Genomic DNA, 11,281 nt, shown 5'->3' with positions numbered 1-11,281 from the left:
GTCTCGTGTTCAGGGTTGTCCGAGCTTGTTGGTCTGGCCGGTGACATACGCCTTGATCGCGGCAACGGCGATGCCGGCGATGGTGATGACGCCGAGCGCGATCAGCAGCCACTCGACAGCCGTGAACCCGCGCTCGTCTCGCTCGCGCTCGGACAGGCGGGCCTGCAACCAGATCACCAGGATCCTGATTTCCTCCATGTTGCTCTCCTGCGGGTGGTGGCGAAGTCAGCCGGCGAAGAGCCGGGCGACCGAGGGGTAGAGCTCGTAGGCGAGGAAGGTGAAGACCATGACGATGAGGGCGAAGCGCATCGACTCGGTGGCCTGAGCGGAAGCCGCTTCGGCGTCTGCGATCCGCTCCGAGCGAAGGGTCTCCGCCCGAGCGACCAGGGTGGTGCGTACCTTGGCGCCGTCATCGTTGGCCAGAGTTAGTGCCGCGTCGAGATCGGTGAGTTCGCGGATGCCGAATCGATCACCGAGCTGACCCAGCGCGTGCCAGGGCGTGGTCCCGGAGAACCGGGCGCCGTCGATAGCGTCCTGGAGCTGGGTGAAGGCCCAACCTGTGCCGATGGCCGCCGACGCGGGCAGCGCTTCCGCATGGCCCCGACCCGCCTGCATCGACATGGCAACGAGGTCGAGATAGACCGAGAGCGTGCGCCTGAACTCGGCGCGCTTCTTCTTGGCCTTGTCAGTCAGCTCCTGGCGAGTGACGAACAGCATCGCTCCCGCGAGAACTGCACCCACGGCCGGACCGAACACGAGCGGCAGCCCAAGTCCGATCGTGTTGAGGAAGCCGAGGACGACGAGTGGACCGACGAAGCCGACGATGGCCAGCACGGTTGTCTTGCCGACGTGTTGCTCGATCGTGGCACCCGTGACGGCCAGATCCTGCGCAAGGTGCTTGACGTCACGTGCGCGTCGGAGCACCTGGTCGACCATCCAGTTCTGGGCCTTCCCGCCGACAGTCGTCGCCTTCGGTGCGCCGATCCGCTGGATGCGGGTGGCGCGTGCTCGAGACGCGTCCCATCGCCGAACGGCACTCGCCAGGTCGGGACGTGGCGGCACCGCGAGGCGGTAGGCGTGGAGTACGGCGATGGCCACAACGCCGGCGGCGAGCATGAACCCGGTCACGACCGTGCTCCCATCCGGACGAGATGCGGTTTGTACGAGGCGATCTCAGTGACGTGGTCCGGGGAGGTCAGGAATCTGGACTCGGGCTCGCTGTTGGACAGCGAGCGCATCCGGATGAAGGCGCCGAGGAAGACGGCGGTCAGGATGGCCAGCACGAACTGTCCGAGCGGGGTTGAGTAGGGCTCAACCCAGCCACGGGCGAACACCGCTTGGAGGGCGACGAAGCCGACGACAGCGAACGCGATCCGCTGGGCCTGCCGACGAAGGGCACGCCGTTCGAGCTCCACCTTTCGACGCATCTCTAGTTCTGTCCGGGACGACGCGGCAAGCGATGTGAGGATCCGCTCCAGCCCACCCGCACGTTGCCTGACGTTGAGCGACAGCGCTGCAACGACCATGTCGGCAGCGGGGTCGTCGACGTCGTCGGCGAAGCGTGCCAGGGCCTCGGGCAATGGAACCCGTCCGTCAAGCCTCGCGGCCAGCTCGCGCACCGGCCCGCGAAGCAGTGCGTGGGTGGCAGGAACGGTTGCGGGAATGGCCTGTTCCAACCCGGCGGCCGCAGTCGCGGTGTCCCGGAGTGACTCAGTCCATAAGGCAAGTGCCTCGATTTTCTCCAGCTGACGGCGTCCGGCCGCGCCACCGCCGAAGAGTCGGGGCCAGAGGAACACGATCACGCCCGATGCGAGCCCGGCCAGAGGCCAGCGTGTGAGGACGAGGGCGGCTACCCCGACGGCGGCGGCAACGCCGACCTGGCGGGTCTTGGTTCGGCCGACCGCGCCACCAAGGGACAGCCTCGGTACGGCGCTTTGGCCTCGAGCGAGGCGGAGTATCGCCACCAGGCCGAGTGCTGCCACGGCGGTGGCAGCGAGAAACTCGAGCATGGCCATCAGGACCACCCGCCCGTGTTGGGACGCCAACCGACCGCCATCAGCTCGTCTTGGGCGCGGACCTGGACCCCGTGTCGTCGTACGACGTTTCCGCTCGGATCGAGGCCCCACAGCTCGTTGGTCTGGAGTTGTCCGTCGTCGCTGATCCCGGCGATCTCGCGCACGGACTCCACCAGGCGCCGTTGACCTTCCTCGCCTCGGATACGACGAATGAAGACGATGAAGTCCAGAGCGGTGGCGACGAGGCGGACGGTCGCCTCCCACGGGAGCCGCTCCGGCGCCTGGATGGCGTAGGTGGCGATCTTGTGGACTACGTCGGAGGAAGAGTTTGCGTGGATGGTGGACAGCGATCCGTCGTTTCCTTGGGTCATCGCGTTGAGCATGGTGACGACCTCGTCCCCCAGGACTTCTCCGACGATGACTCGGGACGGGTTCATGCGCAGGGTGTCGCGGACGAGCTCGGCCATCGTGACCGCGCCAGCACCCTCGGTGTTGGGGAGCCGCTCCTCGAACGCGATGGCATTGGGGTGGTGGTCAATGTCGCCGTCGAGCCCGAGTTCCAGCGACCGCTCGACGGTCAGGATCCGTTCATCCGGGCCGATCTCCGATGCCAGTGCCCGGAGCAGAGTCGTCTTCCCTGCGCTGGTGGCGCCCGCGACCATCACGTTCTTGCGTGCGTGGACGAGCGCCGAGAGAAGCTCGGACATCTCTTGGTCGACGGTCTCCAGTCCAACGAGGTCCTTGAGCGTCACTCGGGTGTGGCGGTGACGGCGGATCGAGACGACTGGCTGCTTCGTGACCGACTGAACCGCGTAGAGGCGCGATCCGTCCGGCAGGCGAAGGTTGACCCGCACGTTGGCTACGTCGAACGCCCTGGCCGACAGGCCTTCGTGGGCCGCGAGAGTCTGGATGGTCTCGACCAACTCTTCGTCGGACCCAGCGATCGGCCGAACCTTGGCTGTCGTGCCGTCTGCGTACTCGACGTAGACGTGTTGGAAGCCGTTGATGTCGATGTTCTCGACGTTCTCGTCGTCCAGGAGCGCCTGCAGGCTTCCCGCGCCGAACAGCCGTGCCTCCAACGCTTCCACGAGATCCTGCCGCGCCTCCCACGCGAGCGTGTCACCGCCCGTCTCCGCCAGACCGGCCTCATAGTCGCCGATGACTCGCTGGACGAGTGCCTTTCCATGCTGGACGGCATCCGGGCCGGCGAGCGAAGGCAGGTTCGCCGATCGGCGGCGGGAGATGTCCTCCTGACGAAGTCGACCCAGTTCCGCCTGGAGGCGCTTGATCAGCGTGTAGTCGAGGTCGGTCATCGACGTCCCCCCACGATGGACGGCTTCGATGCCGTCGCCGGTGATCCGGTCAGGGACTCAAGACGGCCGGTCACGTCGCGGGCGGTCCGGAGGAGGTCAGTGCGCGAGAGTCGGCCGCCGGGCTCCTCGCCCGCCTCCAGGCGCCGGACTCCGGACGGGTCGTGTGCCAGGAACCCACAGTCCACGACGAACGGCTTGACCGGAGTCTCCGCGAGGATCCCGCGCAGGTCCGCCACGTCGGCGGCGCCGTGCCGACTAGTAGTCACCAGGAGCGGAAGAAGCCGTGGAGCCGCACCACGCAAATGAGCCAGGTGGGGCGCCACGCGGGCCAGGCGGTCGCGCAGCCGGATGACAGACGACATGTCGGGGCGCCCGACCGCGATGACCAGGTCAGCACGCGCGGCGACACGCAGCATCGATGATGCGGAGTGCAGGTGGCCGAGATCCACGAATACCGGGAAGGCGCATCGCACGAGTGCATCGGTGAGCGGGGACCAATCGCCGATGTTCGCCATCTGCTCCGCCAGCACAGGGCCGGGCACGACTCCGGTCGTGGAGTTCAACGCATGGGCGTGTGTAGCGACGGGATCGTGCTCCCGGTCGGCGCGCGCGGCGGTTGCGACCGACAGCACGGTCGGAGTCTCGGGAAGGGTGGAGCCTCCCGGGTGGAGCCGGATCGCCAGATCACCGCCGGCAGGGTCGGCCTCGACGGCAATCGCTTGTCCGGTCCACGCCGAGGCGAGCGCCAAAGCGGTCGTGGTCACTCCGGGCGAGCCCTTGTCTCCGCACAGCGCAATGAGCATCACTCATCACCCCCTGCGGGAGCCTGCACCAGCGCCACTCGCCCCGCTGCCACGTAGGCGGTGACACGCTCGGCGACCGGTTCGGGCACGACGAGGGTCAGGCGAGTCCCCGCGCCCTCGATCGCCGCAGCCGAGGCGACCGTCGCGCTGGGGGCCAGGACCGTCGGGTTGTCGAGGTTGCCCGGCGTGCTCGGGTCACCCTCGGGCGGCACCGCGATCACCACGACGACGTCGCCCGGCGCGAGCCCGGCGGGGGCGCGGGTGGCCTCCAACTGAAGGCCGACCACCCGCTCGCCCGGTCCCGGGAGTGGATCGGCGGTGACCATGTCGCGCGTCAGGATCTGGCCGTCCACAAGGCCGACCGCAGCCGTGCTGCCGATGACGGTGTCGCTGTCGGCCGACGGGATGGCACCTTTGACGCCCGAGACCTCGATGATCTCCAGGTCGTTGGCTGTGATCACAGAGCCGGCCGGGACTGGCTCGGCGATAGCGAGCACCGGGCGTTGGTCGCTCTTCTGCTGCCAGAACCACCCGGCGAGGAGCACGGCCATGACGACGAAGAGCACCGCACCGGCCCATTGGCCGTACCGCCGAGGCACCCGGGGAAGGTCATGGCCGAGGGACATCGGCCGTTGCGTAGCAGCCATGGGCCGCTGGTCCGTGGTCGCACGCGGGTCGGTTTCGGTGCTCACTGGACCACCACCGTCTGGCGCTGAAGGACACGCATGGTGCTGGCTCCTGCGGGCGCATCGACGAGCCCAAGGTCACCGCCGGTGGTCGGACAAGTTCCCGAGCAGCTCCAGGTCACGTGGTAGCGAATGGTCGCCGAGATCTGGAACTGCCCTTGTGGCGCTCTGTCCGAGGTCTCCTTGTAGGTGTAGGCGCAGGTGGTGCTGGCAGCTTCCGTCATGCCCTGAACCCACGGTCTCCCCGGCCCGTAGCACGTGATAGCGGTCGGTCCGAGGTCCCAGACCGTCTGCGAGGGGGAAGCCGTGACGGTCACGGTCGTCGCACCCGCCGTGACGGACTTGTGCAATGTTGCCCATTGGCCATCCGGTACCCACAGCCAATTCTCGACACCGATGTACGTCGCTGCGGGCGGCTCGGGTGCGGTGTGTATGTCGGCCCTCGCGAGAGGCAACTGTCCGAGAGCCGTGGACGCGAGTTGCTCGGGCGTGGGCGGCCCGGGCTGTTGGCCCGGCGCCGTCCACATCATCTGGACGTTGCAGGTGGTTGCGGTGCCGGCAGACGTACAGCTCGTGCACTGCCACACCGAGCCGTCGGTATGCCCCTGCCATGCCGGGGTTCCCGGCGGCGCGTCGTAGGGAGCGGCATAGCACTGGGGCCCCGACCACCAGGTGCCGTCGTGCGTCTGGCAAGGAACCTCAGTGCCGTCGGACTTGTGGCAGCCGACCGGCGCCTGACCACCCTCTCCGGGATTTCTTGGGCCGGGGCTGCCTGCGCTGCCTGGTTCACCGGGATCGGTGACAACGACGCATACGACCCCGGACCCGACGCTGACGGGATTCGTTCCCGCTGGGCACCCCGAGTGGCCCGCGGCGGCGGCCCGCGGCGTCATGACGAGCAGCGGTAGCAACAGGGCCACCACCAAAATCGCGAGAGCCCGGTTCAGCATGTCTGGCCCTGCTCCGCGATTCCCGAGCGCCACCAGGCCTCACCGGTGTGCTTCTCCAGCCGGACGGTATAGATGTGCGGCTGCTTGAACTGAGGCTGATCCAGCGTCTTCCCATCTTGTGTGACGACGCGGCCCGACTCGTCAAGGCAGCGGCGCAGGACGATGACGTCGCCTCTCGGCCCGCCGAGCTTGACCGACCGCGGCTTCGTCCACACGCTCTTGGTCGAGCCACTGACGGTGACTTTGTTGTTGGCGACCTGGGCGAGATTGCCCCATGCCGTCGACCAATCGAGGGCGTAGCGTTGGTAGAACTTCTTCGCCGCGCCTGTCGTCTGACCGGCCGCGTAGAACTTGTCGTTGCGCGTGGTGAACGTGTCGTACTCGTCCACCGCCGTCTCGTAGGCGGCCCGCTCCTTCTCGTCGTAGCCGGCGAGTTCAGGTGGAACAGAAGACGTCGGCGCCGAGGGCGCCGACGTGGTCGGATCTGGGCTCGGAGGCCGGGCTGGTGAGGCCTCCTCGTGGCTGCAAGCAGCGCACGTCACCACCAGGAAGGTCGCGAGTACTAGCCGAGATCGCAACACTCCAGCCTCCGAGTTGGCGCGCCGTGATGTTGAGGCAACCACGCTACGCCCGAATCGGGCACTTCGGCAGACCTGCATATTCAGCCACTCTTGGCACACCACGTCTGCCTCCTGACCGGGATCCGCCTCTTCAAGCGCACGAGTGTGCGCGAATGGACACGAAAGCCAGCGTGACTCTTGGGCACCGCCACCGGTACCGGCGACCGCATGCCTGTGGAAAAGGGGCTATGAAGCGCGGGCCGTGGACCCCCTCGGCGCGGGCAGGCGCAGATTTGGTCGGCTGTCATCGAGCTCAGCCATGAAGCGCTCGAGGTCGTCGTTGGGGACCCGGCGCGACCGGCCGACCTTCACCGACCGGAGCTCGCCGCTGGACATCAACTCGTAGACCTTCGTCTGGCCGACCGCCAGGCGCGCCATGACCTCGGGGATCTTCAGCAGAAGGGTCTCCATCTCCACTCCTCGGGAATCGGGACCTTCTTCAAGCGCGGCAGGCCGATCGAGTGGACAGAGGGACGCGGGTGCCGCCCAAGATCCCCGGGGTGACCCACGGTGCTAGGTGGTTCGGTCGATGGCGTCGACGATCTGGCGGATCTCGGCGACGTTCAAGGGTCGGGCGAGACGACGGGGTGCGGCGCTGTACGTGCGGGACTAGTGATGCCCAGGCGCGCATCGGGAGCATTCTCGACTTGGACTCTTGATGGATCCCCCGCAGCTACCGCAGTGCGGGCAGACGTAGTCCGACTCCACCTCTCCATCTCGCCAGCATGGGGATGCCAATGCGTCCTGTCCGTACGTGCGCTCTACCCACCCGGGCCCCTCAGGCGCTCGGCGTGGCGCGTGGCGCGTTGGCGCCATGAAGGGGATTCGGCCCTGGCAGGCGCCGCATCGGTGATGCCCCCATCGAGCACCACATGAGTCACAGGTGACGAAGAGCAGATTCCCTACTCGTCCGCGGCCCATCGCGACAATGTCGGCTCGTTGCCCGCACGCAGGACACACCATGAGCCGGTCGGCGACCTCGCCGGCGGCCGCGATCAAGTCTGGTGTTCTTTCCAGCAGATCTGTGAAATCGCGCTCCCAACCGGTCCCCCGGCCGCTCCTCAAGCGGCTACCTACCCAGGTGCGCAGTCGCTCCGCTTCAGCGGGGACCATGCGCCGCCGGACGCAGAGCGTGTCCTGGTCGGCACGGAAGAAGAGATCGGCGAGCGGAGCAGAGGCGATCTGGGACTCGACGAGGGAAGAGATGATCTTCCGGGGCAGCCCGCTGTCGCCATCCACAACGCGAGGAGGGTAGGCGTCAAGCGCGGGTGTCCGGACTGCGTCGGCCACAGCGCGGGCCACCCGTTCGAGGCTTGTGCTTTCAAGAGGGGTTACCGGCACCGCGGTCGCGAGGTAGCGGCCGGTTTGACCGTCGGCGCCGGCCGAGGTCAGCGACATGGCTGCCGCACCAGGAAGCCCGGCCGCCAGCCGGAATGGTGCCAGGTTGACGATAACCGTCGGCGTCCTAACTGCCGCCTCGATGCTGGCCCAACGCACCAGCACTTGCTCGGGTCGATCGCCGGGCCCAATAAGGTCGAGGAGGGGGACGAACCGCGTCTCTTGCCCCTCGCAGCGTAGGGTCACGGTGCCGTCCCCGCCCCTGTACAGCTCGGCGTCCGCCCAAGTCGCGGCTCCGCTCAGGCGTGTCCAGGTTCCGGGGGTTGGTGCTTGGTCCGCGTCGGGTCGGTAGCCGAGATCATTCAGGGCTCGTACGATCAGCACGAGGGCGTAGAGGGCGAAGCACTCATGGCGCTCCAGCAAGCGGTGGCGGCGCTCGTCGGGAGTTTCGGGAGTCGGCGTATCCCGTTCGAAGGCCCGCCAGACAATCCCGGCAGCATGGTACTTGTCGTTGTCTGCGATCACGTTGGTCTGACGGAGTTGACGCCGGCCTGTGCGGCGGTTGCCGAGCAGGCGCACCAGCCGTGTGCTGCGGAGAGCCTTGACCGCCGCGGCGAGGCGCTCGAGTTCGGCGAGAGTTTCGGCGGCCCCGCGCGCGAGAGTGCCTGGGTCGTCGCCCGTTCCGCCCCAGAACTCGTAGAGCCGCCTTTGGCGGAGGTGAGTCCCCTGAGTGGTTGCGTCGTCGAGCTCGGCCAGCCCATACCTGGCTCGCTTCAGTTGGCGGATCCGCCGGGCCAAGCTCGTGCTGAGGATTGGGTGGACGAGTTCGTTGACCATGCGATTCTCGTAGAGGTTGGCGTCCTCCACGCGGAGCAGGGCCAGCGCACGCCGGGGAACAGGGCCGAGGAGTGTGCGGCCGGCCCAGTCCTCCGTGCGGGCGGTGAATCGCTCGATGGCTCGCTTCGCCGGCCGACGAACCCTCGGCACCGGCAGTAGGTCTACCTCGTCAGTCAGTCGAGTGAGGGGCTTCTGGCAGATCCGCGCGATCGACGGTAGGTGCTCGGCGAGCTTCTCCTCTCGTTCCTCCAGGAGGAGGTCGTCGGTGTTGCGCGCCTTCGGGTCCGCCGCGATCGCGAAAAGGTCCCAGGACTCAATGCTCCTGAGGTCGCGCAGGTCCGGAATGTGGTCGGCGAGGGCATCCAGGTCGTCGGACGCCGCTCGATCGCGATCGGCTTGGGGGTCGAGGACGTAGCCGAGGTCATCCAGCCAGCGACCGGTCCATCCGCTCTCCGGCGCCGTAGAACGACCTGTCACTCGGTCTCGGGTTTCGTTCACGGCTAGCCGATGCCGCCGCTGAGTCTGTGGATCTCGTCGTCCAGTTTGGCGAGGGAGCGGGTCGGCGATCCGCCGCTCTCGAGCTTGGGCCAAGCCGCCTGGAGCTTGTCCTTGAGCTCGGTGAGCTGGTCGGGGGTGATTTCAAACTGGTCGCGGACCTTGCGGATGATCTTGGCCTCGATCACGTGATCGACGGCTTCGGTGACGGTGCCGCCCGCGGCAAGGAAGACCGGCACGAAACGATCGAGCTGAAGGGGCAGGCGATTCGCCCACCCAATCCTCAAGGGTGTGAACAGGGGCCGGACCTCATCGGCAATGAAGCGCCGCGCACCTGTGGCCGCGGTGCGGTGCTGCCTCTCCGCAAGGTCGAACGCGTCCTTGAGTGCGATGAAGGAAATCGGGTCTTGGGGATGCTGGTCGCTCGCGGGGAAAGACGTGTACGTGTGTGGCAGTTCCTGGACGTGGGATCGGTCGTAGGTCTTGTCCGCGAAGGAGACGGTGGTCTCGTCGTGGTTGGCGGTGCCCACGAACCACACATTCTCTGCGAAGGGCAACTTGGATCCGTCGACGAAGAGGTCGGGAACGTTCGGGACGGGACTGTTCAGGATGTCGAGGACGGCCCCGCGCTCGAGGTTCTCCAGCTTCGAGAGCATGGTGCCGAAGTACTGCTCGGGGTGAGCCAGGTTCATCTCGTCCAGGACGATGACGGTGGGAAGGTCTGCGTTCGCGGGGAGAAGTGCGCGATAGAGAGCCTTGGTGAACTCGGTCTCGTTGAACCGTTTCTCAAATGCGTTGTAGAAGCCGAAGAGGTCGTCCTTGTCTCGCCATCCGGCCTGAACCTCGATCACGCTGCTGTTTCCGCCGAGCGCGCGGAAGAACTCGATGGGCAGGCTGGTCTTGCCAGTCCCTGAGATGCCCTGGAGCAGGTGGAGTCGGCTTGACGCAAGGCCGGCGAGGAAGAGACGGACGTCGGTCTCGGAGTAGTAGAACTGCCGCTCACCCGCCATCCGTTGACGTACTTCGTCCGCCAGGGCGCGGAGGGTCAGCTCCCCCGACCTGGTTGGTGGGAGGCGCAGCATGGCCGGGTCTGCGTCGTAGCCGCTGAGGGTGACAAACGGCTTTCTGTCGGCTTCCTGGGCTTGGAGCTCACCCCAACGTGCGCCCATTTCGTCAAGGGCTGCCCGCAGGCCGGCGTTCTGGCGTTCTAGGCCACGGGCGACCTCGCGAGCGGTTTCCAGGTCTCCGACAGCGACGAGTTGGCGGTCGAGCCGCTGGCCGACCTCGTCTCGCTGACGCCGCCATTCGACAGCGTCGGCTTCAGCTTGGCGCGTCCTGGCAGCCAGTGCTTTCAGATTCTCCAGCTGGGCCGCGTCGGGAACGTTGGTCAAGCGGTCCTCTAGCTCGCCGATTTGAACGCTGAGGCGCGCATTCTCTTCCACCAACCTCTCAGGCCGCTCGCCCAGACGGTCGAGCAGGGCCCGCAGCGCGGCACCCTCCTCTTCGGCGGCCTTGCGTGCCTCCTCCTCCTTCTCGCGCAGTCGCTCCGGTCGCGCGAGCTTCAAAGCGACGTCGCGCTCGGCGAGCTCGAGGTCCTGCTCGTGCTTGCGTTCCAGGTGGCGCTTCTGGTCGTCGAACAGTGCGCGCTCGGCCGCAAGTGCTTGAGCATCGCGCGCGTGCCGTGCACGGTCCTGTTCGAGGGCCTGCCGGTCGTTGTCCAGTTGGAGGCGCTCCTTCGCTAGTGCGGCGCGTTCCTCGGAGACACCGACAGTCCGGCGGGTGGCAAGCTCTTCCTCCAGGGTGTTGATTTCGATCTGGAGAGCGTCTCGCTTCCCACGGAGCTGCTCGGTCGCCTTGAGCTGCTCGCTGGCGAACCCGGACGCAGCGTCGGCGCGCTTGTCTTCCAACGAACGCTCTTCCTCCGCGACAGCTCGTTCGCGGACTGCCAGATCCTTCTTGTGCTTTGCAATGTCGAGCTCGTCGTCGCGGACCTTCGCTTCTCTCGGTGCGAGATCCCCCTCGCGTTTGTCGGCCCGCTGCTTGGCGCGCTGCCACAGCTCCTTGAACCGCAGCGCGTCCGCCCACGCGGCGCGCAGCTCTCGTTCCACGACCCGTAGATCCTCGGGGGCGTCCGCCAGCGTCTGCGAAGGACCCCCTCCTGGGCCGCCGCCGTCCGGGTCAGGCGGACCTTCTTCGTTCTCTATCTCCGCCAGGACGTCCTCGA

Annotated in this window: 11 protein-coding genes; all 11 read right to left on the bottom strand. The window is 67.1% G+C overall.

Features of this window, described 5'->3' with window-relative positions:
• Positions 1–9: 9 nt before the first annotated feature.
• The 11 genes from ENKNEFLB_RS07810 to ENKNEFLB_RS07760 all read right to left on the bottom strand — a co-directional run bounded on the left by ENKNEFLB_RS07810 (position 10) and on the right by ENKNEFLB_RS07760 (position 11,165).
• Positions 10–198, bottom strand: a complete 189-nt coding sequence (locus ENKNEFLB_RS07810) for a hypothetical protein (RefSeq protein WP_214058667.1) — start codon at positions 196–198, stop codon at positions 10–12.
• 27 nt (positions 199–225) lie between these two features.
• Complete coding sequence (locus ENKNEFLB_RS07805) at positions 226–1,128, bottom strand: type II secretion system F family protein (protein ID WP_214058666.1); 903 nt, start codon at positions 1,126–1,128, stop codon at positions 226–228.
• Positions 1,125–2,015 (bottom strand): type II secretion system F family protein, encoded by an 891-nt coding sequence (locus ENKNEFLB_RS07800; RefSeq protein ID WP_214058665.1) that lies wholly within the window; start codon positions 2,013–2,015, stop codon positions 1,125–1,127. Before ENKNEFLB_RS07800 ends, ENKNEFLB_RS07805 begins: the two co-directional genes overlap by 4 nt.
• Positions 2,015–3,328: a TadA family conjugal transfer-associated ATPase gene (locus ENKNEFLB_RS07795; protein WP_214058664.1), complete on the bottom strand. Its 1,314-nt coding sequence runs from the start codon at positions 3,326–3,328 to the stop codon at positions 2,015–2,017. Before ENKNEFLB_RS07795 ends, ENKNEFLB_RS07800 begins: the two co-directional genes overlap by 1 nt.
• Positions 3,325–4,131, bottom strand: a complete 807-nt coding sequence (locus ENKNEFLB_RS07790) for a CpaE/TadZ family protein (protein WP_214058663.1) — start codon at positions 4,129–4,131, stop codon at positions 3,325–3,327. Before ENKNEFLB_RS07790 ends, ENKNEFLB_RS07795 begins: the two co-directional genes overlap by 4 nt.
• Complete coding sequence (locus ENKNEFLB_RS07785) at positions 4,131–4,697, bottom strand: SAF domain-containing protein (RefSeq protein ID WP_214058662.1); 567 nt, start codon at positions 4,695–4,697, stop codon at positions 4,131–4,133. The genes ENKNEFLB_RS07790 and ENKNEFLB_RS07785 overlap by 1 nt, the downstream gene beginning before the upstream one ends.
• A 122-nt stretch (positions 4,698–4,819) precedes the next feature.
• Entirely contained in the window at positions 4,820–5,041 is a 222-nt protein-coding gene (locus tag ENKNEFLB_RS07780) for a hypothetical protein (RefSeq protein ID WP_214058661.1), read from the bottom strand.
• Between the two features lie 719 nt (positions 5,042–5,760).
• A complete protein-coding gene (locus ENKNEFLB_RS07775) occupies positions 5,761–6,156 on the bottom strand; it encodes a hypothetical protein (RefSeq protein ID WP_214058660.1) in 396 nt (131 codons plus the stop codon).
• 417 nt (positions 6,157–6,573) lie between these two features.
• Positions 6,574–6,798 (bottom strand): helix-turn-helix domain-containing protein, encoded by a 225-nt coding sequence (locus ENKNEFLB_RS07770; RefSeq protein WP_214058659.1) that lies wholly within the window; start codon positions 6,796–6,798, stop codon positions 6,574–6,576.
• A 198-nt stretch (positions 6,799–6,996) separates the two neighbouring features.
• Positions 6,997–9,060: a hypothetical protein gene (locus ENKNEFLB_RS07765; RefSeq protein WP_214058658.1), complete on the bottom strand. Its 2,064-nt coding sequence runs from the start codon at positions 9,058–9,060 to the stop codon at positions 6,997–6,999.
• 2 nt (positions 9,061–9,062) lie between these two features.
• Positions 9,063–11,165 (bottom strand): AAA family ATPase, encoded by a 2,103-nt coding sequence (locus ENKNEFLB_RS07760; RefSeq protein WP_214058657.1) that lies wholly within the window; start codon positions 11,163–11,165, stop codon positions 9,063–9,065.
• Between the last annotated feature and the right edge of the window lie 116 nt (positions 11,166–11,281).

Origin of the sequence: Nocardioides aquaticus (genome assembly GCF_018459925.1) — a bacterium.
Taxonomy (GTDB): Bacteria; Actinomycetota; Actinomycetes; order Propionibacteriales; family Nocardioidaceae; genus Nocardioides; species Nocardioides aquaticus.
This window is presented reverse-complemented; position numbering and strand designations above follow the sequence as displayed.

What these genes read in the sequence shown, in the direction of transcription:
- ENKNEFLB_RS07780 (WP_214058661.1), bottom strand. Translation starts at nt 5,041, where the DNA reads ATGACGGAAGCTGCCAGCACCACCTGCGCCTACACCTACAAGGAGACC.
- ENKNEFLB_RS07795 (WP_214058664.1), bottom strand. Translation starts at nt 3,328, where the DNA reads ATGACCGACCTCGACTACACGCTGATCAAGCGCCTCCAGGCGGAACTG.
- ENKNEFLB_RS07810 (WP_214058667.1), bottom strand. Translation starts at nt 198, where the DNA reads ATGGAGGAAATCAGGATCCTGGTGATCTGGTTGCAGGCCCGCCTGTCC.
- ENKNEFLB_RS07790 (WP_214058663.1), bottom strand. Translation starts at nt 4,131, where the DNA reads ATGCTCATTGCGCTGTGCGGAGACAAGGGCTCGCCCGGAGTGACCACG.
- ENKNEFLB_RS07770 (WP_214058659.1), bottom strand. Translation starts at nt 6,798, where the DNA reads ATGGAGACCCTTCTGCTGAAGATCCCCGAGGTCATGGCGCGCCTGGCG.
- ENKNEFLB_RS07800 (WP_214058665.1), bottom strand. Translation starts at nt 2,015, where the DNA reads ATGGCCATGCTCGAGTTTCTCGCTGCCACCGCCGTGGCAGCACTCGGC.